Annotated in this window: 19 protein-coding genes; 8 read left to right on the top strand and 11 right to left on the bottom strand. The window is 71.4% G+C overall.

The genetic code is table 11. The annotated features are described in order from the left end of the window. Positions 1-49: 49 nt before the first annotated feature. Both murJ and H181DRAFT_RS08220 read right to left on the bottom strand, forming a co-directional pair. A complete protein-coding gene (gene murJ / locus H181DRAFT_RS08225) occupies positions 50-2578 on the bottom strand; it encodes a murein biosynthesis integral membrane protein MurJ (protein WP_045863638.1) in 2529 nt (842 codons plus the stop codon). 34 nt (positions 2579-2612) lie between these two features. Further along, a complete protein-coding gene (locus tag H181DRAFT_RS08220) occupies positions 2613-5129 on the bottom strand; it encodes a DUF6049 family protein (RefSeq protein ID WP_074467772.1) in 2517 nt (838 codons plus the stop codon). Between the two features lie 201 nt (positions 5130-5330). On the opposite strand from H181DRAFT_RS08220, the gene H181DRAFT_RS08215 reads away from it, so the two are divergent. Next, positions 5331-6824, top strand: a complete 1494-nt coding sequence (locus H181DRAFT_RS08215) for a CCA tRNA nucleotidyltransferase (protein ID WP_045863637.1) — start codon at positions 5331-5333, stop codon at positions 6822-6824. Between the two features lie 32 nt (positions 6825-6856). On the opposite strand, the gene H181DRAFT_RS08210 is transcribed toward H181DRAFT_RS08215, so the two are convergent. The 3 genes from H181DRAFT_RS08210 to H181DRAFT_RS08200 form a co-directional block, all read right to left on the bottom strand. Further along, positions 6857-8227: an MFS transporter gene (locus H181DRAFT_RS08210; protein ID WP_045863636.1), complete on the bottom strand. Its 1371-nt coding sequence runs from the start codon at positions 8225-8227 to the stop codon at positions 6857-6859. Positions 8228-8467: 240 nt separating this feature from the next. Then, positions 8468-9964, bottom strand: coding sequence for a glycosyltransferase family 87 protein (locus H181DRAFT_RS08205; RefSeq protein ID WP_045863635.1), 1497 nt, complete (start codon positions 9962-9964; stop codon positions 8468-8470). A gap of 136 nt (positions 9965-10100) precedes the next feature. Beyond that, a complete protein-coding gene (locus H181DRAFT_RS08200) occupies positions 10101-12788 on the bottom strand; it encodes a transglycosylase domain-containing protein (RefSeq protein ID WP_045863634.1) in 2688 nt (895 codons plus the stop codon). 383 nt (positions 12789-13171) lie between these two features. Here H181DRAFT_RS08200 and H181DRAFT_RS08195 point away from each other — a divergent pair, with 383 nt between their 5' ends. After that, a complete protein-coding gene (locus H181DRAFT_RS08195) occupies positions 13172-13879 on the top strand; it encodes a PadR family transcriptional regulator (protein WP_045863633.1) in 708 nt (235 codons plus the stop codon). Positions 13880-13927: 48 nt separating this feature from the next. Then, a complete protein-coding gene (locus tag H181DRAFT_RS08190) occupies positions 13928-15010 on the top strand; it encodes an inositol-3-phosphate synthase (protein ID WP_045863632.1) in 1083 nt (360 codons plus the stop codon). Between the two features lie 189 nt (positions 15011-15199). On the opposite strand, the gene H181DRAFT_RS08185 is transcribed toward H181DRAFT_RS08190, so the two are convergent. The 3 genes from H181DRAFT_RS08185 to H181DRAFT_RS08175 all read right to left on the bottom strand — a co-directional run bounded on the left by H181DRAFT_RS08185 (position 15200) and on the right by H181DRAFT_RS08175 (position 19201). Beyond that, the gene (locus H181DRAFT_RS08185; protein ID WP_045863631.1) at positions 15200-16231 is read right to left on the bottom strand and encodes an alanine racemase; all 1032 of its coding nucleotides are present in this window, start codon (positions 16229-16231) and stop codon (positions 15200-15202) included. Between the two features lie 69 nt (positions 16232-16300). Then, the gene (locus tag H181DRAFT_RS08180) at positions 16301-17419 is read right to left on the bottom strand and encodes a lipid II:glycine glycyltransferase FemX (protein ID WP_045863630.1); all 1119 of its coding nucleotides are present in this window, start codon (positions 17417-17419) and stop codon (positions 16301-16303) included. Between the two features lie 297 nt (positions 17420-17716). Beyond that, entirely contained in the window at positions 17717-19201 is a 1485-nt protein-coding gene (locus H181DRAFT_RS08175; protein WP_045863629.1) for an MFS transporter, read from the bottom strand. Between the two features lie 358 nt (positions 19202-19559). Between H181DRAFT_RS08175 and H181DRAFT_RS08170 the strand changes: the two genes are divergently transcribed. Continuing rightward, entirely contained in the window at positions 19560-20504 is a 945-nt protein-coding gene (locus tag H181DRAFT_RS08170) for a DUF5996 family protein (protein ID WP_045863628.1), read from the top strand. A gap of 162 nt (positions 20505-20666) precedes the next feature. On the opposite strand, the gene H181DRAFT_RS08165 is transcribed toward H181DRAFT_RS08170, so the two are convergent. Next, entirely contained in the window at positions 20667-21026 is a 360-nt protein-coding gene (locus H181DRAFT_RS08165; protein WP_045863627.1) for a UBP-type zinc finger domain-containing protein, read from the bottom strand. Positions 21027-21230: 204 nt separating this feature from the next. After that, positions 21231-21530 carry a hypothetical protein gene (locus H181DRAFT_RS08160; protein ID WP_045863626.1) on the bottom strand — a complete coding sequence of 100 codons (300 nt, stop codon included), beginning with the start codon at positions 21528-21530 and terminating at the stop codon, positions 21231-21233. 223 nt (positions 21531-21753) lie between these two features. On the opposite strand from H181DRAFT_RS08160, the gene rpsF reads away from it, so the two are divergent. From rpsF to rplI, 4 genes are all read left to right on the top strand, one after another. Beyond that, positions 21754-22044: a 30S ribosomal protein S6 gene (gene rpsF / locus H181DRAFT_RS08155; protein ID WP_045863625.1), complete on the top strand. Its 291-nt coding sequence runs from the start codon at positions 21754-21756 to the stop codon at positions 22042-22044. 114 nt (positions 22045-22158) lie between these two features. After that, a complete protein-coding gene (locus H181DRAFT_RS08150) occupies positions 22159-22731 on the top strand; it encodes a single-stranded DNA-binding protein (RefSeq protein WP_045863624.1) in 573 nt (190 codons plus the stop codon). Between the two features lie 73 nt (positions 22732-22804). Then, the gene (gene rpsR / locus H181DRAFT_RS08145; RefSeq protein WP_003978893.1) at positions 22805-23041 is read left to right on the top strand and encodes a 30S ribosomal protein S18; all 237 of its coding nucleotides are present in this window, start codon (positions 22805-22807) and stop codon (positions 23039-23041) included. A gap of 18 nt (positions 23042-23059) precedes the next feature. Beyond that, positions 23060-23506, top strand: a complete 447-nt coding sequence (rplI, locus tag H181DRAFT_RS08140; protein ID WP_045863623.1) for a 50S ribosomal protein L9 — start codon at positions 23060-23062, stop codon at positions 23504-23506. 169 nt (positions 23507-23675) lie between these two features. Here the strand turns inward: rplI and H181DRAFT_RS08135 are convergent, their stop codons facing one another. Beyond that, a complete protein-coding gene (locus H181DRAFT_RS08135; protein ID WP_045863931.1) occupies positions 23676-24986 on the bottom strand; it encodes an MATE family efflux transporter in 1311 nt (436 codons plus the stop codon). Positions 24987-25019 lie beyond the last annotated feature (33 nt).

The raw sequence follows: 25019 nt of genomic DNA, 5'->3' as shown, positions 1-25019 counted from the left end.
CACAGGCCGCCGCTATGCACGACACGCGGTGACCGCCGATGGTTGTACGTCAGCGCCCGAGTCGGGCACGCACCATACCGACCATGGCGGTCATCTCCTCGATCCGCATCCGCTTCGCCGCTAGGACGAAGACCGCGGCCAATACGATCCCTCCGGCCGCCAGAGAGGCCAGCGAGCCGAGAGTTCCGCTGCCCAGGGCCTGGGTGACGCCGTAGGCGGCGGCACCCGCGGCGACGGTGGCCGGCAGCGCGGCGCCCGCGAGCCTGATGTACGTGCGGAGCACGCGAGCGGTGTCCAGGTCGCCGCCCAGCCGGAGGCGCAGACGGCGCCAGGCGATGCCCACGCCGACTGCGTAGGCGAGGCCGTAGGAGGCGGCCATGCCGACGACTGCCCAGCGGGCCGGGAGGAGCACGAAGCAGGCCGCGGAGGCGGCCGCGTTCGCGAGGGCCACGACGACGGTGTTGAAGAACGGGGTGCGGGTGTCCTCGTAGGCGTAGAAGGCGCGCAGGACGACGTACTGGACCGAGAAGGGGATCAGGCCCACGCCGAAGGCCATCAGTGCGAAGCCGATGGAGCGGGCCGCGTCGGCGCCCGAGGAGCCGTAGATCAGGGTGCACATCGGCACGCCCAGTGCGACGAAGCCGAAGGCGATGGGGACGATCGCGACGGCCGAGTTGCGCAGTCCCTGCGAGATGTCGTCGCGGACGGCGCCGGTGTCTCCGTCGTTGGCGGCGCGGGAGAGGCGGGGCAGGAGGGCCGCCATGACGGAGACGGTGATGATGGCCTGCGGCATGTTCCAGATGAGCTGCGCCTGGGAGTAGGCGGTCCAGCCGGCGCCGGCGTGGCCCTCCGCCGCGGCGGTCGACTGCGCCCAGGTGGAGAGCTGCGTGACGACGAGGATGCCGGCCTGGTTGGCGAGCACGAAGAAGATCGTCCACTTGGCGAGCCGTGCGGCCTTGCCGAGGCCGTGGCCCCGCCAGTCGAAGCGGGGGCGGACGCGGAAGCCCGATGCGCGCAGGTAGGGGACCATGGCGAGGGCCTGGACGACGAGGCCCAGCAGCGTTCCGATGCCCAGCAGCCGGACGGCCTCGGGCGGGATGCTGCCGACGCCGAGGCCGGACTCGTCGGCGGTCCCGTAGATCCAGAGGAACGAGCCGACCGTCGCCATGATGACGATGTTGTTCAGGACGGGCGTCCACATCATGGCGCCGAACCGGCCGCGGGCGTTGAGGATCTGACCCATCACCACGTGGATGCCCATGAAGAAGATCGAGGGCAGGCAGTAGCGCACGAACGTGACGGTGACCTCGTTCGCCTCGGCGTTCGACGCGAACTTCGGCGACATGACCCACACCAGCGCCGGGGCGGCGAAGACAGCGGCCGCCGTCAGGACTCCGAGGATGACCGACACCAGCGTCAGCAGGCGGTTCGCGTACGCCTCGCCGCCGTCGCCGTCCTCCTTCATCGCGCGGACGAGCTGCGGGACGAAGACGGAGTTCAGGCCGCCGCCGACGGTCAGTACGTAGAGCATCGTCGGCAGCGTGATGGCCAGCTGGTAGGTGTCGCCGAGGACGGCGGCGCCGAGAGCGGCGACGATCAGGGCCGAACGGATGAAGCCGGTCAGCCGGGAGACCATCGTGCCGGCGGCCATGATGGCGCTGGAGCGCAGCAGTCCCCCGCCCTTGCCGCCTCCGCCGGACTCCGGGGCGGGTTCCTCGTCCGGTTCGGGTGGGGGCGGGGTGGCCTCGGACGGCGCGGCGTGAGCGGCCTCGAACCCGGGGCCCGGGCCGGGGCCGGCGGGCTCCTCCGCCGGGAGCGGCTGCCGTGCAGAGCCGTGGCCGGAGCCGGACGGCGGCGGTGCGGCCGCGGCGGGGGCGGCGGTGTTCTGTGCGGCGGCCGGGGCGGTGCCGGGAGCCGTGGTGTGGGTGGCGGGTTCGGCAGGCTGGGGCGCGGAGCTGGAGCCGGGGCCCGGGGCGGGCGCCGGTGCGCTCTCCGAGCGGGGCTGGGGCGGGGCGGGCGTACGGCCGGGGGCGGTGCGTCCCTGGTCGCGGAAGAGGTGGGCGAAGGCGTCGTCAGGGGCGGGCCGCTCCGCGTCGGGCTGGTCCGCGCCGGGCCGGTCCGCGCCCGGCGGGTTCGTACGGTCCGCGTCCTCGGTCTCGCGGGGGCCTTCGGCTGACGCCTGCTCCCGTGCGTTTGCGGCCGGTGTCCCGGAGGGGCCGCCGAGCAGGCCGTCGATCCCCGTGTACTCGACGGTGGCGGGGTCGTCGCCGCGGGGGAGCCGGCGTGAGGGGCCCTCGGGTTCCGGCGCGGGCGTGGGCGCCCAGCGGCGCGGGTCCGGGGCGTCCGGACGGGGCTCGGGCTGCTCGTAGAGGGCTTGCGGGTCGGGGAGCGTGCCGGGCGGAGGAGGCGGGTTGGCGGCCCGGTCGTGGAGAGCTGCGTCCACGGGGTCCTTGGCGGCCGGGTCGCGGTCCTCGTACGGGTCGCGGGTGTAGGCGTCCCGTACGTAGGGGTCTTCGGGCGGCTGGGACTCGTCGTCCGGAGTGCCCCGGCCCCCGTGACCGTCGTGCGGCGCGTTCATCGCTACTGATCCCTGCCCCTGCTCGCCAGCTGACTCAACGGTCCACCTTCTCACCCGCGTCGGAGGCGCTGCCGCTTCCCTGACCGGTGTCGTCCTCGCCGGGACCGCCCGGGGTGCCGGGCTTCCCGGGGCTCTCCTCCTGGTCTCGCTCCGGCTCCCCGGCCGTGCCGTCCGCCCCGGTCTCCTCCCCGGGGCCGGCGTCGGCCTCGGAGCCGTCTCCGCTGCCGCCGTCCTCGTCGCCGTCCGTATCGCCGTCTCCGGGGCCTTCGGTGCCGCCGGCGCCCGGGGAGGCGTCCGTGCCGTCCGCGCCCGGGGCCGTGCCGCCGTTCCGCTTCCGCGTGATGTACATCCGGACGCCCGCGAGCACCACCAGCAGTACGCCTCCCGCGATGACCAGCAGGACGGTCGAGGTGATGGAGGTGACGTTCACCTGGAAGACCATGGGCTTCCCGTAGGGCTTCCCGTCCTTGGTGTAGAGCTGCGCCTCGACGAAGGCACGGCCGTTGGCCTTCGACGTCGTGGAGAACTTCACCGACTGGCTGTGCCCGCCGTCCACCTTGACCGGCTGGGCCTCGCCGACGTCGAGGCCGATACGGCGCCGCGACTTGAGACGCAGCTCCAGTCCGTCGACGCCCTGGACGAGGTTGTTCTGCACCGTGACGGGGATCGTCGCGCTGCGCCCGGAGAGGGTGATGGGGCTCTTCTGGATGAGCTGCACCTTCTTGGTCAGCCCGACCAGGTAGTCGCTCGTGCTGTCCCGGTAGTCCTTGGCGGCTTCCGGCTCACCGCGCCAGGACGTCGACTCCGCCCGCTCCGTCGAAGTGCGGAACGGCGTCTCCACGCGGTCGTCCTGCGTGAGGATCTGCATGAAGTCGTTGACGCCGCGGTCGGTCTCCTGCAGCTGCCGGTACGCCTCGGTGGGCAGCTCCTGGCGCCGCAGGGAGGACGGGTAGCTGCGGCTGCCGGGCACCTTCCGGTTCGCGCGGGGGTCGGGCTTGGCCGCGGCAGCCTCGGACAGGTCGTTGCCCTGCGCCCAGCGGCCGTCCTTCTGCAGCGAGCTCAGCGCCAGCGCCATCGCCCTGGCCTGGTCGGTGCTCGGCATCCGCTGCGGGGCGACGAGGATGTCGCGCTGCTTGTTCGGCACCTGCGCGGTCAGCGTGTGCGTCTCCGCCAGGAACCGCTGCACGGCCCTCGACGTGGCGCCCGGCCGCGTCATGTCGCCCTCGAACGCCTCGGAGAGCCCGGCGTCGGCGACCAGCGCGGTGTTGCCGCCGCCGATGGGGCGGGCCGAGGTCGGGGTGTAGGACAGCGGGGTGTCGCGGAGGCTGTCGCTGCGGGCGATGACGTTGTGGGCGCCCGCGGACGTGGCGACGTCGACGATCGAGGGGTCGACGGCGCCCTCGGCGGGCCACGCGTAGTCCGTGCTGGGCTTGGTGTGCAGGACGGACTCGACGGTGTTGACGGCGCGCTCGTTGGCGGAGCGCAGGACGGACAGCGCGCCGGGGACGTCGCGTCCGCGGTGTGCGAGGGACGCCAGGTCCGGGTCGCCGAAGGGGAGCGTGGCGACCTCCTCGCCCTTCACGGCGCCCTGAAGGTCCATCAGCCACTGCTTCGCGTAGGCCTGGCCCTTGCCGGGCCTCGTGCCGCCGCCCTTCTTCTGCACCCGGTAGGGCTCGGTCATCGCGTTGACCGTGGAGAGCAGATCGGGGTCGACGATCCAGGTGATCGGCAGGTCCGCGCCCAGCTTCACCATCTGCTGGAGCCTGCCGCCGGGTGCGAGCTCCTTCGCGAGGTCGTCGTCGCGGAAGACGGGGGTCTGCTCCTCGTCGGACTCCATGCGGACCGTCATATGGGGCCGCGAGATCAGCGGCCAGAGGTAGGTCAGCCCGGTCTTGTTCTCCGCGTCGGACGTCTGCCACGGCAGGAAGGTGCGCTCGATGCCGAGGATCTGGTCGTACGGGCGCTCGCGGGTCTGACCCGTGAGCGTCACGCCGAGCTGGTACACGCCCGACGAGTCCAGCTTCAGGGCGCTCACCGGGAGCTTCAGCTTGAAGGTGCGGCGGATGCCGGGGCGCATGCTGCCGACCTTCGCCTTGGCCTCCTTGGCCTTGACCTCGTCGCCGTCGGCGCCCGGCAGGTAGTCCTCGCGTTTCGCGTTCTGGGCGAGCGCGCCGCGGCTTTCGGCGGCGGGGCCGACGCGGAGGCCGATCTGCCCGTCGCTGATGGACGAGCGTCCGTTGTTCGTGACAGTGCCGGTGACGTTGAGGGTGTCGCCCTTCTCCGGCGTGGCGGGAGAGAGCGTCCTGATGGTGATGGCGGCGGTGCGCGAGCCGGTTCCCTTGCGGTCCCCGGTGGCGGCCGGGGCGGCGCCGGGAGCGGCGGAGCCGGCGGACGCCGCCGCGGCGGAGCCCTGTGCCGGCGCGGCATGGGCGGGCGGTGCCAGCAGGCCCCCGACGAGCGGCCCGGTCGTCAGCAGCACGGCGACGCCACCTCGCAGCCACCGGCGGACGGCAGCGGTCGGGGTGCTCCTGTTGTCAGCCGCCTCGGCCACGCGCTCGTCCGTCCCGTCGTGTCGTCGTGGGGTGGGTCTCGCTCACAGGTGAACGGTGCCGCCATCGCGTACCGGTTCCTGAACCCCTGATGGTAACGATGCCCGGAGGGTGCACGTGCCGCGGTGTGTGTCACATGATCGCCCGGCTTTCGGACCAGGTGCGGGGCGGGCCGTACGGGCGGCAACGTACCCTGTGCTGTCGTGCCGAACGCCAACGAAGACCCCCAGCCCGGAACGCCCGCGCAGCCCGCCAAGGAGCAGCTCAGCTCGGCGCAGCGCCGAGCGGTGAGCGAGCTGCTGCGGGTGTCCCCCGTCGCGGACGACCTCGCAAGCCGATTCAGGGACGCGGGGTTCCGCCTGGCGCTGGTCGGCGGTTCGGTGCGGGACGCGCTGCTGGGCAGACTCGGCAACGACCTGGACTTCACGACAGACGCCCGTCCCGAGGACGTGCTGCGCATCGTGCGTCCGTGGGCGGACGCGGTGTGGGAGGTCGGGATCGCCTTCGGCACGGTCGGATGCCAGAAGAAGAGCCGTGACGGGGGAGAGAAGCGCACCTTCCAGATCGAGGTCACCACCTACCGCTCCGAGGCGTACGACCGCACGTCGAGGAAGCCGGAGGTCTCCTACGGCGACTCCGTCGAAGACGACCTGGTCCGGCGGGACTTCACGGTGAACGCCATGGCGGTCGCCCTCCCGGAGAAGGAGTTCATCGATCCGCACGGCGGGCTGGAGGATCTGGCGCTGAGGGTGCTCCGCACTCCGGCGGCTCCCGAGACGTCCTTCTCCGACGATCCGCTGCGCATGATGCGCGCGGCCCGCTTCGCGGCGCAGCTGGACTTCACCGTCGCCGACGAGGTCCTCGGCGCGATGAAGGCCATGGCCGACCGCATCGGCATCGTCTCGGCGGAGCGCGTGCGTGACGAGCTGAACAAGCTGCTGCTCTCGGACCGGCCGGTGAAGGGCCTGCGGCTGCTCGTGGAGACGGGGCTCGCGGATCGGGTGCTTCCCGAGATTCCCGCGATGCGTCTGGAGCGTGACGAGCACCACCGGCACAAGGACGTCTACGAGCACTCGCTGACCGTCCTGGAGCAGGCGATCGATCTGGAGGACGGCGGGCCCGACCTGGTGCTGCGTCTCGCCGCGCTCCTCCACGACATCGGTAAGCCCCGCACGCGGCGCTTCGAGAAGGACGGGCGGGTCTCGTTCCACCACCACGAAGTCGTGGGCGCCAAGATGGCGAAGAAGCGGCTGACCGCGCTGAAGTACTCGAACGAGTTCGTGAAGGACGTATCCCGTCTCGTGGAGCTGCATCTGCGCTTCCACGGCTACGGCACGGGCGAGTGGACGGACGCGGCGGTGCGCCGCTACGTGCGGGACGCCGGGCCGCTGCTGCCGAGGCTCCACAAGCTGACGCGCTCGGACTGCACCACGCGGAACCGCCGGAAGGCCGACGCGCTGGCGCGTGCCTACGACGGGCTGGAGGAGCGGATCGCGCAGTTGCAGGAGAGGGAGCGGCTGGACGCGATCCGGCCGGACCTGAACGGCAACGACATCATGGAGGTGCTCGGCGTCGGCCCGGGTCCGATGGTGGGCCGGGCGTACAAGCACCTGCTGGAGCTGCGCCTGGAGCACGGGCCGATGGAGCGCGACGAAGCTGTCGCGGCGCTGAAGGAGTGGGCCGCCTCCCAGGGCTGACCCGGCTCGGTCACCCGGCGGGCGGCCGCGGATCAGGCGGGGCCGGACGACGAGGGCGGTGACGCCGGCGGTGCCGCACTCGGTGCGGACTCCAGCGACGCCCGCGCACGTTTCACGTGAAACATGAGCGCCGCGACCGCGACGTAGAGCACTGCCACCGTGAGGACCAGGGGGACGGAGCGTCCGTCCAGGGGGAGTATCAGGGCGGCGACGCCGGCGGCGCCGACGAAGGCGACGTTGAACAGCATGTCGTAGAGCGAGAAGACCCGCCCTCGGAAGGCGTCGTCCACGGACGACTGGACGGCGGTGTCGGCGGTGATCTTCGAGCACTGGGTGACGAGGCCGAGGACGAAGGCCGCGCAGAGGATCGGGACCGGCGCGAAGGTCAGCCCGAGGGCGGGTTCCAGGACGGCCGCCGCGGCCGCGCACAGCCCGAGCCACCCGAACCGCCCCGACCGCGCGACCCCCCACGGGGTGATGAGGGCTGCCGCGAAGAAGCCGAGCCCGGACGCGGCCACCGCGATGCCCAGGAGCTTGAGTCCCGCTCCCACGTCCACGGCCTCGACGGCGTCGCCCACGTCCGCGTCGTCTCCGAAGGCGTGGCGGCACAGCATCAGCACCATGACCGTCAGGGCTCCGTAGCCGAAACGCATCAGGGTCATCGCGGTGAGGGCGTAGGCGGCGCCCGGACGCTCCCTCAGGTGCCGCAGCCCGGCGACGAGGCCGTGTGCGGTCGTCGCCAGGGCGGCCCGCAGCCGCAGCTGCACGTAGCCGGTGTCCGGGCCAAGGCGGTCCCTGCCCAGGCGCAGCGCGGCGATACCCGCCAGCAGGTAGACGAGGGCACCGACGGCCACGACGACGGCGTCGGCGCCGCGGCCACCGTCGGGGGCCGCGAGGCGGACGGCGAAGGCGATCCCGCCGCCTGCCGTGGCCGCGAGTGTTCCGGCGGTCGGGGAGAGGGAGTTGGCCATCACGAGGCGCTCGTCGTCGACGACGCGGGGCAGCGCGGCGGACAGCCCGGCGAGGATGAAGCGGTTGACCGCCGTGACGGAGAGCGCGGAGAGGTAGAAGAGCCACTCGGGGACGGCGTTGAGGACGAGCGCCGCCGTGCCCGTGGCGAGGACGGCGCGCAGCAGGTTCCCGTAGAGCAGGACTTGCCTCCTACGCCACCGGTCCAGGAGCACCCCCGCGAAGGGACCCAGCAGCGAGTACGGGAGCAGCAGCACCGCCATCGCCGACGCGATGGCGGCCGGTGAGGTCTGCTTCTCGGGGGAGAAGACGACGTAGGCGGCCAGCGCGACCTGGTAGACGCCGTCGGCGAGTTGGGAGAGCAGTCGCACGGCGAGCAGTCGGCGGAAGTCGGGGAAGTGCAGCAGAGTGCGGAGATCACCGACGACGCTCATGGCCCCCAGCTTCACACACCGGCTGCGGCGACGCGTCCGGAGTCAAGGAGTCGACTACGACCGGGAGTCGGGGCCCGCATCCGAGGGTGGACGGGAGGGCGTTGCCTCAGCTCTCCGGTCGCGTCCCGGGCACTCTTGCGGCGCTCCTCGCGGCCGACCGCCGTTTCACGTGAAACATGGCGCCGTTCTCCCGCCCCTCGCGCCGTGACTGGCGGCGGGGACGCCGGGGCGACGGGGGCGTCACCTCATCCGCGTCCCGTGCGGAGGCGTCCCCCACAGGACGTGAGAGGTCTCCGGCGGGACCGGCTGCTGTTCCTCGGTCACGCGCCTGCCCCGTACGAAGACGTCGGGAGCCCGGTCCAGCACGCCGCCCGCCGGGTCGTCCGAGCCGTCCCTGCGCACGACGTCCCGTTCCGGGAGCAGCGCGTCACGGACGACCAGCGCGCACAGGTAGAGCGTCCCGAGGATGTGGACGAGGATCACGAGCTGGTAGCCCTCGGTCGGGAGTCCCTGGTGCTTGTCGCCGCTGCCCGTGTAGGCGAGGTACAGCCAGATGCCCAGGAAGTAGACGGACTCGCAGGCCTGCCAGATGAGGAAGTCACGCCACCGGGGGCGGGCCAGGGCCGCGAGAGGGATCAGCCACAGCACGTACTGGGGGGAGTAGACCTTGTTGGTGAGGACGAAGAGTGCGACCACGAGGAACGACAGCTGCGCCAGCCGGGGCCTGCGGGGTGCCCACAGCGCCAGTACGGCGATCCCCGCGCAGCCCAGGGCCATCAAGGCCATCGCATAGATGTTCGCATCGTCGAGGGGGTTGCCGGTGCGCTGGGAGATGATCAGCCAGATCGAGCCGAAGTCGACGGGCCGCTCCTGGCTGAAGCTGTAGAACTTCGACCAGCCCTCGGGCGCCAGCAGCATCACCGGCGCGTTCACGCAGCCCCATGCCAGCGCCGCGCCGCCGAGCGCCGAGCCGTACTCCCGCCAGCGCCCGGCCCGCCAGCACAGCAGGAGCAGAGGCCCCAGAAGCAGCGCCGGGTAGAGCTTCGCCGCGGTCGCGAGGCCGATCAGGACGCCCGCCGCCAGCGGACGGCTGCGCGCCCACATCAGCGTGGCCACGGCGGTGAGTGCCACGGCCAGCAGGTCCCAGTTGACGGTGGCGGTCAGGGCGAGAGCGGGAGCGAGCGCGACGAGCAGGCCGTCCCAGGGGCGGAGGCGGTGGGTGCGGACCGCGCAGACGACGAGTACGGCGGCACACGCCATCAGCATCCCGGCGTTGATCATCCAGTAGAGCTGCTCGCGGTGCTGCACGTCGTCGCCGCCCGGTGTGAACCAGGCGGCGACCTGCATGAACGCCCCTGTCAGCACGGGGTATTCGAGGTAGGACATGCCGCCGGAGACGCTGTCGGGGATGCGGTCGAAGTACGGGGTGAGGCCCTCGGAGAAGCCGCGTCCGACGAAGAGGTGGGGGATGTCGGAATAGCACGCGTGTACGTATTGACTGGTCTGGCCCGAGAACCAGGCGCCGTTGTAGCAGGGCAGCTTCTGCACCATGCCCAGGGCGAACATGCCCAGCCCGAGCAGCACCACCACCTTCACCGGCGTCCACCAGCCGCCCGCTCCCGGCGCCGCCCGCCGCCCCACCGGGCCGCCGATCAGCTCGCTGCCCGCCGCGGCGACCTCGTCCTGCTCGGTCGGATGCACGGGAGCGGACTTCCGGTCCGTGAGGTAGGCACGCATGCGCACATCCTGCCGTACGGGCCCCTACGGCAGCAGCCCCGTCACGGTCACCCGTGACGGGGCTGCTGGTGCGCCTCACAGCGACTGGAGGCCGGGACGACCGCCGGGGCCCGGAGTCGGGAGCCCGGCGGCGGCCCTACTCCCTCGTGCGGCCTTCCGGCCCTCCGAAGAGGCCTCCGCCGTTGTCGTTCCCGCCGTCGTTACCACCGTCGTCGCCGCCGGTGTTCCCGCCGTTGTCCTGACCCTGGTCGTTGCCGCCGTCCTGACCCTGGTCGTTCCCGCCGTCCTGACCCTGGTCGTCACAACCGAACGGGTTGTTGCACGTCTCGGACGGAGACGGCAGCGACGGGGACTGGGAGGGCTGGTCGGACGGGTTCTGCGACGGGTCCTGGGACGGCGACTCGCTCGGCGGCTCCGTCTGGGACGGGCTGGCGCCCGGCCCGAAGACCCTGCCGCCGATCGGAGCCGGCTCCGGGAAGTTCTGGACGGGCTGCCCCTGGAGCGCGCCGGTCATGTACTTGGTCCAGATCTCGGCGGGGAAGGACGCACCGTGGATCGAGTCCTGGTTGCCCACGCCGTACATCTTCAGGAACTTCTGCACCTTGGCCTTGTCGTTGACGCGCCACATGCCGACGGCCGTCGACAGCTGCGGCGTGTAGCCCGAGAACCAGGCCGACTTGTTGTCGTCCGTCGTTCCCGTCTTGCCCGCGGCCGGCCGGCCCAGGGCCTTCGCCGCCGAGCCGGTGCCGTCCTGGACCACCGTCTTCAGCACGTCGGTGACGTTGTCCGCCACCTTGGCCTCGAAGGCGCTCTTCACGCTCGGCTGGTGCTCGTAGACGTTCGTGCCGTCCTCTTCCACCTTCTTCACCGAGTACGGCTCGGACGCCATGCCGCTGCTCGCGAACGTCGCGTAGGCGTTGGCCATGCGGATGGCGCTGGGAGCCGAGGTGCCGAGCGAGAACGTGGGCGTCCGGCGGGCGAAGCTGTCCTCGTTGAGGCCGGCCTTGAGCGCCGCGTCCGCGACCTTGTCGACACCGACGTCCATGCCGAGCTGGATGTACGGGGTGTTGACCGAGTACTGCATCGCCTCACGCAGGTCGATCTGGCCGCGGCTCTCGTTGCCGTCGTTGCGCTGGCGCCACTCCTTGCCTTCCTTGTCGCGCCAGATGTCGCCGTCGTACTCGCGCAGCTTCACCTTGTTGTCGCCGTTGTAGACGCTCTTCGGGGAGACCGGCGTACGCGCGTCCGCGCCCTGCACCTCGGGCCCCTCGGGGTCGCGCTTTCCGTCGCGCATCGCGGCCGCGAGCACGAACGGCTTGAAGGTCGAACCGACCTGGACACCGGTGTAGTCGGCGTTGTTGGTGAAGTGGGTGGTGGCGTCCTCGCCGCCGTACATCGCGACGATGGCGCCGTCCTTCGGCTTCACCGAAGCACCGCCGAACTGGACGTACTTGTCGACGTCGCGCTGCTCGGGGTCGATGTTCGCCTTCCGCACCTGCTCGACGGCCCTCGTCATCTGCGCCATCTTCTTCTTGTCGAAGGTGGTGTAGATGCGCAGCCCGCCCTGCTTGAGGCGCCGGTCGTCGATCGTCTCGCTGTTCGCGGTGATGTAGTTGTTGGCTACGTCGACCATGTAGCCCTTCTGGCCCTTGAGTTCGGTCGACTTCTTCGGCGGCTTCGGCGTCGGGAACTTCTGGTACTTGGCCCGTTCGGCCTTGCTCATCCGGCCCGTCTGCACCTCGCGGTCCAGCGTCCACTTCCACCGGGCCTCCGCGCGCTGGCGGTTCTTCTCCGGCGTCGCCGCCGAACCCACGCCGCCCGCCGGGTCGTAGAGGTTCGGGCCGTTGAGCGTCGCGGAGAGGAACGCGGCCTGGCTCGGGTTGAGCTTCTTGGAGTCCACGCGGTAGTACGCCTGGGCGGCGGCCTGGATGCCGTAAGCGCCGCGCCCGTAGTAGCCGGTGTTGAGATAACCCGCGAGGATGTCCGGCTTCTCCTCCTGGGCACCGACCTTGATCGAGATGAACAGCTCCTTGAGCTTTCGCGTGATGGTCTGCGACTGGTCGAGGTAGGTGTTCTTCACGTACTGCTGGGTGATCGTCGAACCGGACTGGGTGTCACCCCCCAGCGCCATGCGGCCCACCGCGCGCACGATGCCGACGGGGTCGACACCGGCGTCGTCGTAGAAGGTCTCGTTCTCCGCCGCGATCACCGCGTCCTGCATGGACTCGGGGATCTGCGCGAGCGGCACGATCTGGCGGTTCTGCTCACCGCCGCCCGCGACCACCATCTGCGAGCCGTCGGCCCAGTAGTAGACGTTCTTCTGCTGCTCCGTGGCCTTGTTGGGGTCCGGCACCTGCACCATCGCGAGCGCGATGCCGGAGAGGCCGATGATCGCCCCGATGAAGCCGGCGAAGGTGCCCAGCACCAGCTTCCAGGACGGCACCCAGCGGCTCATGCCCGAGCGGTTCCAGCGCGGGTAGTCGATGAACCGTTTCCTGGGCGGCGGCTGGTACCGCCCGCGGCCCCCGCCGCCCCGGCCGGGCGGCATTCCGCCGCCGCGCCCGCGTCCGCCCCCGCCGATGCCGGAGATGCCCATTCCCGCGCCCGCGCCGGCCGCGCCGGCTCCCGCCGCGGGGCCGGCAGCCCGGCGCCTGCCGCCGCTCCCCCCGCGCGGCGCCGCTCGTCGGGCGTCGGCGCGGGGGCCGTACGAGCTGGAAGCGCCTGGCGGCGGCTGCGTGTAACGCCTGCCGTTGCCTGATGACGGCGACGGCTGCGCTGCGCGCCGGCCGCGCCCCTGTGGCGGCTTTCGACGGTGCTCGCTCATGGAACAGCTACTCCTCGGGCAGGCGCTCTCGCCTGAAGGTGGCAGTTGACGTCTGGTCCCCCCGAGCACGTCCCGCCGGCTGCCCGCCGACCGGTCGCACTGCACCCAGGACGATGACGCGCGCGGGCGTCTTCTGGTTCCCGGTGGTGGTCTGCACGCGCACAGACTACGCAGCTCCAAAACATGACTTTGGCTGTATTCATCTCAATCGGCACAAGTTCCCTGCGACGTATTTGAGATGTGAGTCCCTTCACCCGCCGTCCCCTTGTTGACCGACCGCCCCCGGCCTATCGTTCAGATGTATCGAGCCGATACATCGGCGTGACACAACTCGCGCCGGGGGGCAGTGATCGGCCGGACGGTGCCGGAGGGGGCGGTGGAGCATGAGCAGGCGTGCCGGCATCCTCGAGTTCGCCGTGCTGGGTCTCCTCCGCGAAGCGCCGATGCACGGCTATGAGCTGCGGAAGCGGCTCAACACCTCGCTCGGCGTCTTCCGCGCCTTCAGCTACGGGTCGCTCTACCCCTGCCTCAAGACCCTCGTGCAGCGGGGGTGGTTGACGGAGGAGCACAGGCATCCGCAGGAGTCGCACGAGGGCGACGCCCGCTCTGCCTCACTGCCCGTGCGCCGGGCGAAAATCGTCTACCGGCTGACGGCCGAAGGGAAAGAACACTTCGAGGAACTTCTTTCACAGACCGGACCGGACGCGTGGGAAGACGAGCACTTCGGTGTCCGTTTCGCCTTTTTCGGGCAGACCTCGCGCGAGGTGCGGATGCGCGTGCTGGAGGGGCGGCGCAGCCGCCTGGAGGAGCGGCTGGCGAAGATGCGCGCCTCCCTCGCCCGCACGCGCGAACGGCTCGACGAGTACACCCTCGAACTGCAGCGCCACGGGCTCGAATCCGTGGAGCGTGAAGTCCGCTGGCTCAACGAGCTCATCGAGAGCGAGCGGAGCGGGCGCGGCCGGGAAGAGCGGACCTCACCCGGGCGGCAGGCCAAGTCCGGGCCCCCGCCGCGCACTTCAGGAGACGCGGGCGGCCGGCCCCGGATCCGGGACGACGTCCCGGCGCCGGATCCGTCCGAGGACACCGCTTGAGATCCCGTACCTACGGGGTCCATCCATCACAAACAGGGAGCAACCGGAATGGGTTCGGTTCGTGTAGCCATCGCCGGCGTGGGCAACTGCGCTGCCTCACTGGTGCAGGGCGTCGAGTACTACAAGGACGCCGACCCGGGCAGCAAGGTGCCGGGCCTGATGCACGTCCAGTTCGGCGACTACCACGTGCGTGACGTGGAGTTCGTCGCCGCTTTCGACGTGGACGGCAAGAAGGTCGGCCTCGACCTGGCCGACGCCATCGGCGCGAGTGAGAACAACACCGTGAAGATCTGCGACGTGCCGCCCTCCGGGGTGTCCGTGCAGCGCGGTCACACCCTCGACGGGCTCGGCAGGTACTACCGCGAGACCATCGAGGAGTCCGACGCGGCGCCCGTCGACGTCGTACGCGCCCTGAAGGACGCCGAGGCCGACGTCCTGGTGTGCTACCTGCCCGTGGGCTCCCAGGAGGCCGTGGAGTTCTACGCGCAGTGCGCCGTCGACGCGGGCGTCGCGTTCGTCAACGCGCTGCCCGTCTTCATCGCGGGCACCAAGGAGTGGGCGGACAAGTTCACCGAGGCGGGCGTCCCCATCGTCGGCGACGACATCAAGTCGCAGGTGGGCGCGACCATCACGCACCGCGTCATGGCGAAGCTGTTCGAGGACCGCGGCGTCATCCTCGACCGCACGATGCAGCTCAACGTCGGCGGCAACATGGACTTCAAGAACATGCTGGAGCGGGACCGGCTCGAGTCGAAGAAGATCTCCAAGACGCAGGCCGTCACCTCGCAGATCCGCGACCGCGACATGGGCGCCGACAACGTGCACATCGGCCCGTCCGACTACGTGGCCTGGCTCGACGACCGCAAGTGGGCCTACGTGCGGCTGGAGGGACGCGCGTTCGGCGACGTGCCGCTGAACCTGGAGTACAAGCTGGAGGTCTGGGACTCGCCCAACTCCGCGGGCGTCATCATCGACGCGCTGCGCGCCGCGAAGATCGCCAAGGACAGGGGGATCGGCGGGCCGATCCTCTCCGCGTCGTCCTACTTCATGAAGTCGCCGCCGGTGCAGTACTACGACGACGAGGCACGCGAGCAGGTGCAGGCGTTCATCGACGGGAAGGTCGAGCGCTGAGCGTCCCGCACATCCCGCACACGCGCCGGCCGCGGCACCGGGAGCCGCGGAGCCACACAGGGGCTCCGTGAGCACCGCCCCGGCCGCGGGGTCCGCCGCGGTGGCCTGAGCCACCGCGGCGCGGGCCCCGTGACTTCCGCGCGCCGTCCGCCGTCCGCCGTGGTGCCGCGGACCGCGGGCCCGCCCGCCTCAGCGGTCGACCGTGCGGTCCACCATCGTCGTCGTGTGCCGCAGCTGCGCGGTGAGTTCCTCGCCCACCTTGGGCTCCGGCGCGTCGGCGGGCACGAAGAGGATCGACACCTGCATGTGCGGCGGCTCCGCGAACCAGCGCTGCTTGCCGCCCCACAGGTACGGCGACAAATTCCGGTTCACCGTGGCGAGCCCCGCGCGGGCCACGCCCTTCGCCCGCGACGTCATGCCTGCCATGGCCTTGGGCGACTCCAGCCCCACACCGTGCGACGTGCCGCCCGCCACGACCACGAGCCACCCGTCGCCGGGGGCCCGCTGCTGCCGGTAGCCGAACCGGTCGGCCTTCGTCACCCTCGACACGTCCAGGATCGAACCCCGGTACTCCGTGGCCGTGGGGTCCCCGAGCCACAGCCGGGTCCCGATACGGGCGCGGAAGTTCGTACGCGGGAACTGCTGCTGAAGTCGCGAGAACTCGTCCGGCCCCAGGTGGCTGACGAACATGGTGTCCAGCGGCAGCCGCGCCGCCCGCAGGCGGTCCATCCAGTTGATGACCTCGTCGACGGCGTCGGACCCGTCCGTACGGTCCAGCGGCAGATGGATCGCGAAACCCTCCAGCCGCACCTCGTCGATCGCGGCGTGCAGCTTCGGCAGGTCCGCCTCGGTGACGCCGTGCCGCTTCATGCTGCTCATCACCTCGATGACGACCCGCGCACCGCGCATCAGCCCGACGCCCTCCACGGAGGAGACCGATCTGATCGCGCGGTCCGGCAGCGGCACAGGCTCCTCGTCCTTGCGGAACGGGGTGAGCACCAGCAGGTCCCCGCCGAAGAAGTCCTTCATACGAGCGGCCTCGTAGGTCGTGCCGACAGCGAGGATGTCGCTGCCGAACCGGGTGGCCTCGTCGGCCAGCCGCTCGTGACCGAAGCCGTAGCCGTTTCCCTTGCAGACGGGCACGATGCCCGGGTACTGCCGGATGACGGACAACTGATGCGCCCGCCAGCGATCGGTGTCGACGTAGAGGGTGAGCGCCATGGCCGGTGGAGAACCTTTCTTCCGGGTCGTCTCGGTCTGTTGAGTCCTGCGGGCGGTGGGCCGGGCCCGTCAGCGCCGCGACATGTAGATGTCGAGCGCCTTGTGCAGCAGCTTGTTGAGCGGGAAGTCCCACTCGCCGAGATACTCCGCCGCCTCTCCCCCGGTGCCCACCTTGAACTGGATGAGCCCGAAGAGATGGTCGTTCTCGTCCAGTGAGTCGCTGATGCCGCGCAGGTCGTAGACGCTCGCCCCGAGCGCGTACGCGTCCTGCAGCATGCGCCACTGCATCGCGTTGGACGGCCGTACCTCCCGCTTGTGGTTGGCGGAGGCGCCGTACGAGTACCAGACGTGGCCGCCGACGATGAGCATCGTGGCCGCCGCGATCCGCTCGCCCTCGTGCTCGGCGAAGTACAGCCGCATGCGGTTGGGGTCCTCGGCGTTGAGGACCTTCCACATCCGCTCGAAGTACGCCTTCGGGCGCGGCCGGAACTTGTCCCGCTCAGCGGTGATCTCGTACAGCCGCTGCCAGTCGTCCATGTCCTGCAGCCCGCCCTGGACGACCTGCACACCGGCCTTGTCGGCCTTCTTGATGTTGCGCCGCCACAGCTGGTTGAAGCCCTTGTGGACCTCCTCCAGCGAACGCCCCTCGAGCGGCACCTGGAAGACGTAGCGGGGCTGGACGTCGCCGAACCCGGCGCCGCCGTCCTCGCCCTGCTGCCAGCCCATACGGCGCAGCCGGTCCGAGACCTCGAAGGCCCGCGGCTCGATGTGCGTGGCCTGGACGTCGCGCAGCCGCTTCACGTCCGGGTCCTGGATGCCCTTCTTGATCGCCGGGGCGTCCCACCGCCGGATGACCACGGGCGGGCCCATCTTCACCGAGAAGGCGCCCTGCTGCTTCAGATGCGCCAGCATCGGGCGGAGCCACTCCTCCAGGTGCGGCGAGTACCAGTCGATGACCGGCCCTTCGGGCAGGTAGGCGAGGTACCGCTTGACCTTCGGCAGCTGCCGGTAGAGCACCAGCCCCGCGCCCACCAGTTCGCCGTCGCGGTCGAACCATCCCAGGTTCTCCGACCGCCACTCGCCCTTCACGTCCGCCCAGGCAGGCACCTGGCAGTGGCTCGCCGAAGGCTGGTCCCGGATGTACGCGAGATGCTGCTCACGGCTGATGGTCCTCAGGGTCAGGCTCATGCGGGACGCTCCTCCGGCGCAGGTAAGTAACTCGCGGCGAAGCCTACTGTGCGTCCGCGAGGGACCACTGCCTGCGCCCCGGCGTCCGGTGGTGCGGGCGGGCACGCGCCGGAACTGCGCGCGGCTCCCCGGAGGTTGGGGAAGCGGAGCGGGCGCGCGGTGTCCCGGCACCGTACGGGGCCTCGCGGTGCGGGGCGGCCTGGGCCGGAAACGGACGCCGCGGGGACGGTGCGGCCGGCGACGGGCGGCCTGTGTGAGGCGGTGCCGCGAGCGGCCCCGGCGTCGGCCGTGGCGGCGTCAGCCGGTCCCGTGGGGGCGCCGTTCCGCCGTGGGCGGCGGCGCGGTCACCGAGCACGTGGCGCAGACCGCGTCCACCGAGTCGGGCGCCGGCGCCGCGGCCCGTACCGCCATCAGCGCCACCACAGCCGCGACCAGCAGGAGCCCCGCGCAGCTGATCATCGCGCCCTGGAAGGCGGCGTCGACGTCGGCGGGCGACCGGTACTCGTCGCCGGAGAGGCCCACGATCGCGGGGATCGCCGCGACGGAGACGAGCCCGCCGGTACGGGCGGCCGCGTTGTTGACGCCGCTCGCCGTGCCCGCCCGGGCGACGGGGACGGAGTCCAGCACGGTCGCCGTCAGCGGCGCGACCAGCAGCGTCATGCCGGCGCCGAGGGCGATGCCCGCGGGCAGCACGTCGGCGAAGTACGAGGCGTCCGGCCCGATGCGCAGCATCAGCAGCACGCCCGCGGCGGCGATCACGGGGCCCGCGGTCAGCGGGATGTGCGGCCCGATCCGGCTGCCCAGCCGGGCGGCCCGGCTGGAGAAGGCCAGCATCAGCAGCGTGAGGGGCAGCAGCGCGAGACCTGCCAGCAGGGGCGAGAAACCGGCGGTGGTCTGCAGTTGCAGCACGAGGAAGAACTGGACCGCCGCCAGGGCCCCGTAGATGAGGACCGTGACGGTGTTCGTCGTCGAGAACAGCCGCGACGAGAAGAGCGACAGCGGCATCATCGGACGGGGCGAACGGCGTTCCGTCCTGATGAACGCGGCGCCGAGGACGACGGCGGCGGCACCCGTGGCGACCGAGGTCGCGGGCCGGGTCGAGGCGGCCGTGAGGGCGTAGGTCAGCGAGCCCAGGCTCAGCGCGGCGAGCACCGCGCCCGGGACGTCGAACCGCCCGCTCGCCGTCTCGTCCCGTGTCTCCGGGACGTGGCGTGCGGCGATCAGCACCGTCAGCACCGCCGGCGGCACGTTGATGAGGAAGACCCAGCGCCAGCCCGGTCCGCCGACCAGCCACCCGCCGAGCAGCGGGCCCACGGCTCCGGCGACGCCGCCCAGTCCCGCCCACGTCCCCACGGCGGGAGCGCGGTCGGCGGGCCGGAAGACGGCCTGGATGATCGCGAGCGAGCCCGGCGACAGCAGCGCACCCCCGACCCCCTGCAGCGCACGCGCCCCGATGAGCATCTCCGCGTTCACCGCGAAGCCGCACAGCGCGGAGGAGACCGCGAACCACAGCACCCCCACCACGAAGACCCGGCGGCGCCCGTACCTGTCGCCGAGGGAACCGCCCAGCAGGATCAGTCCCGCGAGCGTGAGGAGATAGGCGTTCACCGCCCACTGGAGCCCGGCGAGACTGGCGTCCAGGTCCTCCCCGATCCGGGGCAGCGCCACGTTCACCACGGTGCCGTCGAGCAGCACCATGCTGGAGCCGAGCACGGTGGCGAACAGCACCCAGCGCCCCGTGGCGCCGGCCATGGGAACCTCACCTGCGCGGGCAGCGTCCATGGCTCCATCCTGCGGCGGGACGGGCGGGGGCGCCCGGGAGCGCGCCGCAGCCGTCGCGCCGTGGCAGGACGGCACCGCCCGCACATGCCGAACCCCGCGGGCGTCGTCATCATGGAAAGCGCAGCACGGCTGCTCCCCGGGCGGCCTCACGAGCCTCCGGGCTCCTCCGGACCGTCCCGCGGAGCGCCCGTCCCACAGCGCGTCGGCGCTGCAAGGCGGCGCAGAGCGCCACCGCGACGCGCCGCTGCACATCTCCCGCCGGTGCGCACTCCGGGTCGCCGGCCGGCGCCGGCGGGGAGCACACGCCGCACTCCAGCGAACTCCACCGCAGTACAGGAGAGGAAGGGGGACGGACGCCATGGAGCTCTTCCCGCCCCTGCCGCTCGCCGAATGGCGGGACACCAAGGAGACCCTGCACCGCTTCGAGCAGCTGATCGGCAAGATCCGGCTCACCTCCAGCCCCCGGCGAAACCACTGGTGGCACGTGCCGTTCCACCTGACGGGACGCGGCATCACCACCCGCCCGATGGGGCAGTCCGACGGCAACCCCGTCTTCACCATCGACTTCGACTTCGTCGACCACCAGCTCGTCGTGGCGGCGCTCGACGGAACCGCCGTGTCCTTCCCGCTCCTCGGACAGTCCGTCGCCTCCTTCCGGGAGCACACCCTGGCGACGCTCGCGGACCTCGGCGTCCACGCGGAGATCCCCCACCCCGAGCCCTTCGACCTGCCGGACTCCTCCCGCCCCTTCTCACGCGACACCGAGCACGCCACGTACGACCCCGAGCACGCGAACCGCTACTGGCAGGTCCTCAGCCAGGTTGCGCTCGTGCTGGAGGAGTTCGCCGCCGGCTTCTCCGGCAAGAGCAGCGCGGTGCACCACTTCTGGCACACGTTCGACATCGCGCACACCCGCTTCTCGGGGCGCCACGTCGAGCAGTCGCCGCAGACCGACCCCGTGACGCGGGAGGCGTACTCGGAGGAGGTGACGAGCTTCGGCTTCTGGTTCGGAGACGACAAGCTCCCCGAACCCGCGTTCTACGCCTATGCCGCCCCCGAACCCCCGGGCCTGGAGCAGGAGCGGCTCAGCCCGCGTCAGGCACGCTGGGCAGCCCAGAACGGCGGGCACCTCGCGCTGCTCATGTACGACGACGCACGCGCCGAGGCCGATCCCCGTTCCGCGGTGCTGGACTTCTACGGCAGCGCGTACCGGGCGGCGGCCGTACGCGCCGACTGGGACGTCGACTACTTCGCGAGCCCGCACGGCGTGACGGACCGGCAGCTGCTCAGCCGGTACGGCTGAGGCAGGACGGTCGGGTCCGGGCCGTACCCGTCCGACGGGCACGGCCCGGACCCGGCTCACGGACGCGAAGTCTGCGGGGGCCGAAGTCTCATGGATCCGAGGTCTCAGGGGGCCGGTCCGGGCCGCACGGTCCGGGCCGGCCCCCTGAGCGGCCCGCCACGGTCAGTGCAGCTGCCGCTGCCAGTCGGAGGGCACCTTGCCCGCCGGGCCGGGGGTCGGCTGGGAGACCGGGTGCGAGGTGGGCGGAGCCAGGGCAGGACCTTCGAGGACCTGCTCCGTCTCCGCGTTCCAGTACCAGTCCTCCCCCGGCTCGAAGCTGGTCAGGTACGGGTGCCCCGCGTCGAGCGCGTGCCTGGTGGCGTGCTGCCCGGGGGACGAGTCGCAGCATCCGACGTGGCCGCACGCGGCACAGCGCCGCAGGTGGAACCACCAGCCCGGACCGTCGCCCGCGGAGCACTCCACGCAGCCCGGGCCGCTGGGGGCGGCACTCGGATCGATGTCGGGAACCTGGTTCTGTGCCATGGGGCAGCTCCTCTCCTCGCTGGTACGGGGCCGGAGCGGGCGCCCGGCCCCCGTGTGGACGCCCGCGCACCGTGACGGGGCGAGGCGGCACCGTGCCCGGTCGCTGTCACACGTTCGGCTGACAGCGGCCGACAGCCGCCTCCCTCGGGGCCCACGGCGGGCGCCGCTCTCGGCCCGCGGTGCACGGGCCCCTGCCGAGTGGCCCTACGGCAGCAGCCCTCCGTGTGCCATGCCGAGGTAGAAGCCGAAGGCGGCCCCGACCATCCCGATGATCAACGCGAACCGCTCACCCGTCGACGCCGAGATGAACTGCCCGAACGCACCGGTCAGGACGCCTACCAGCCCCGTCCACGAGCTGAGCACGTGCAGGCCCGACCACATCGCTGTCAGGAACGCGACGACACCGAGCAGCAGCGTCGCCGCCGCGAAGGTGTTCTCGAGGGGATGGGCCCTGCGGTCGGCGCGGAGCATCGAGATCGGGTTATGCCGTACTGCCTGCGCCATGCGGCACCTCCTGCAGAGGGCGGCCTCGGGCGGAGTCCGGGTGACGCCGCTCACACCGTTGCGTCCAGATTGCGGCGACTTGCCCCCGGATTTCAACCGGAAGGCCGAAGCCGGGTAGGCTGAACGGTCTGCACACACGCCTGCGGGTGTCCGTGCAGAACGCATCACGACCCTCCTGCCACGGAACGACCGTGGCCGCGAGTCCAGAGGAGGTGGGTTCCACATGCGTCACTACGAGGTGATGGTGATCCTCGACCCCGATCTCGAGGAGCGCGCGATCTCGCCGCTGATCGAGAACTTCCTGTCCGTCGTCCGCGAGGGCCAGGGCAAGGTCGAGAAGGTCGACACCTGGGGCCGTCGCCGGCTCTCCTACGAGATCAACAAGAAGCCTGAGGGCATCTACTCGGTCATCGACCTGCAGGCCGAGCCTGCAACCGTCAAGGAGCTCGACCGTCAGATGAATCTGAACGAGTCGGTTCTGCGGACCAAGGTCCTCCGCCCCGCCGCCCACTGAGCACCAGCTCACCGAGGCGAACGGGCCGGACAACCGAGTAGCAGCAGTACGCCAACGAGCCACTGAAGCCACCGAAGCCCCAAGCAGCCAGCAGTACCCGCCGAGAGGTTCACCATGGCAGGCGAGACCGTCATCACGGTCGTCGGCAATCTGGTCGACGACCCCGAGCTGCGCTTCACCCCCTCGGGTGCGGCGGTCGCGAAGTTCCGTGTCGCGTCCACTCCCCGCACCTTCGACCGGCAGACCAACGAGTGGAAGGACGGCGAGAGCCTGTTCCTGACGTGCTCGGTCTGGCGGCAGGCGGCGGAGAACGTCGCCGAGTCCCTCACCAAGGGGACGCGCGTCATCGTGCAGGGCCGCCTCAAGCAGCGCTCGTACGAGGACCGCGAGGGCATCAAGCGCACGGTCTACGAACTGGACGTCGACGAGGTCGGCGCCAGCCTCCGCAACGCCACGGCCAAGGTCACCAAGACCAGCGGCCGGGGTGCTCAGGGCGGCGGTTTCGGCGGTGGCGGCGGCCAGGGTGGCGGCGGCTGGGGCGGAGGCCAGGGCGGCCAGCAGGGCGGAGGGGCACCCGCGGGCGATCCGTGGGCGACCGGTGCTCCGGCCGGCGGCGGTCAGGGCGGCTCCGGCGGAAGCTGGGGCGGCGGCTCCGGCGGCGGCTACTCGGACGAGCCCCCCTTCTGACCGTCACGCGCGAGCGTACGGCCGGAGGCGGGCCCGACAGTCACACACTTCTTGAAACTCAACGGAGAGAGACATGGCGAAGCCGCCTGCTCGCAAGCCGAAGAAGAAGGTTTGCGTGTTCTGCAAGGAGAAGATCTCCTACGTGGACTACAAGGACACGAACCTGCTGCGGAAGTTCATTTCCGACCGCGGCAAGATCCGTGCCCGCCGGGTCACCGGCAACTGCACCCAGCACCAGCGTGACGTCGCGACGGCCGTGAAGAACAGCCGTGAGATGGCGCTGCTGCCCTACACCTCGACCGCTCGATAAGGGAAGGGTGACCGACAGATGAAGATCATCCTTACCAACGAGGTCTCCGGTCTCGGTGCCGCGGGCGACGTCGTGGAGGTCCGCGACGGGTACGCCCGCAACTACCTGGTCCCGCGCGGTGTCGCCATCCGCTGGACCAAGGGCCGTGAGAAGGACGTCGAGCAGATCCGCCGCGCTCGCAAGATCCACGAGATCGCGACGATCGAGCAGGCCAACGAGGTCAAGGCACGGCTCGAGGGCGTCAACGTGCGCCTGAAGGTGCGCGCCGGCGACCAGGGCCGTCTGTTCGGCTCCGTCACCCCGGCCGACATCGCCGCCGCCGTGAAGGAAGCGGGCGGTCCCGAGATCGACAAGCGCCGCATCGAGGTGGGCTCGCCCATCAAGACGCTCGGCGCCCACCAGATCTCGGTGCGCCTGCACGCCGAGGTGCTGGCGAAGGTCGACGTCGAGGTCGTCGCGGCCTGATCAGCAGCACAGCACAGGGCCGCATCCCGTTCCGCGGGGTGCGGCCCTTCTGCCTGCCGTGAAGCGGGACCGGCGGCGCTTCCACGGCGGCGCTTCCCCGGCGCAGGCCGACGCCTCGGCCGGTCCTCCGCCCGCGCGCCCCGTCCCTTCAGGTCCGGACGCCGCTCTGTCAGGTCCGCACGGCGCCCGTCACCACCCACCGTCCCGACCTGGCCCGCAGCCACAGCGTCACGAGCCTGACGCTCATCATCAACCCGGCGACCGTCCACCACAGTTCGGTCAGACCGCCGCCCCAGCGGGGCAGCAGCAACGCCACGGGAGCGAAGGCGGCGAGCGTCACCAGCATCGCCCCGGCCAGGTACGGCCCGTCTCCCGCGCCCATCAGGACCCCGTCCAGTACGAAGACCACTCCGGCCACCGGCTGGGTCACCGCCACCACGAGCAGCGCGGGCGTCAGCGCGTCGATCACCGTGCCGTCCGAGGTGAATAGCGGCATGAACACAGGACGTGACGCCGCCACGAGCAGCCCCAGCACGACCCCCGCGACGACGCCCCACTGCACCATCCGCCTGCACGCCGCCCGCGCGCCCTCCTCGTCCCCCGCCCCCAGGTAGCGGCCGATGATGGCCTGCCCCGCGATGGCGATCGCGTCCAGCGCGAAGGCGAGCAACGACCAGAGCGTCAACGCGATCTGATGGGCCGCGATGTCCGCGTCACCGAGCCGTGCCGCCACTGCTGTGGCGATCATCAGCACGGCCCGCAGCGACAGGGTGCGGATCAGCAGCGGTGCCCCCGCCTGTGCGCACTGCCGGATGCCCGCCGCGTCCGGCCGCAGCGACGCCCCGTGCCGGCGCGCGCCCCGCACCACGACGAACAGGTACACCGCGGCCATCGCCCACTGCGCCAGCACGGTCCCCCACGCCGATCCGGCGATGCCCAGCCCGAACCCGTAGACGAAGAGGAAGTTGAGGACGGCGTTCGCGGAGAAGCCCCCGACCGCCACGTACAGCGGCGTCCTGGTGTCCTGCAGTCCGCGCAGCACTCCGGTGGCCGCGAGCACGACGAGCATGGCGGGAATGCCGAGCGAGCTGACGCGCAGGTAGGTCACTGCGTGCGGCGCCGCTGTGGACGAGGCCCCGAACAGGTCGACCAGCGCGGGCGCGCCCGGCAGGACCGCCACGACGACCGCCGCGCCCAGCAGCAGCGCCAGCCAGATGCCGTCCATCCCCTGGCGGATCGCGGCGGGAAGGTCGTCCGCGCCGACGCGGCGTGCGACAGCGGCGGTGGTCGCGTAGGCGAGGAAGACGAACACGTTCACGCCGGTCTGGAGCAGCGCCGCGGCGACTCCGAGCCCGGCGAGTTGGGGCGTGCCCAGGTGCCCGACGATGGCGCTGTCCACCATGACGAAGAGGGGCTCCGCGACGAGCGCGCCGAACGCGGGGAGCGCGAGCGAGACGATCTCGCGGTCGTGACGGCGCATGGCCGCGCGCCGGCCGGCGGCGGTGCCCTGCCG

The sequence above is a fragment of the Streptomyces sp. WMMB 714 genome (assembly GCF_900090125.1).
In the GTDB taxonomy this organism is placed as follows: Bacteria; Actinomycetota; Actinomycetes; order Streptomycetales; family Streptomycetaceae; genus Streptomyces; species Streptomyces daqingensis.
Note: the sequence above shows the minus strand (reverse complement) of the source record. Positions and strands in the feature narration are given on the sequence as shown.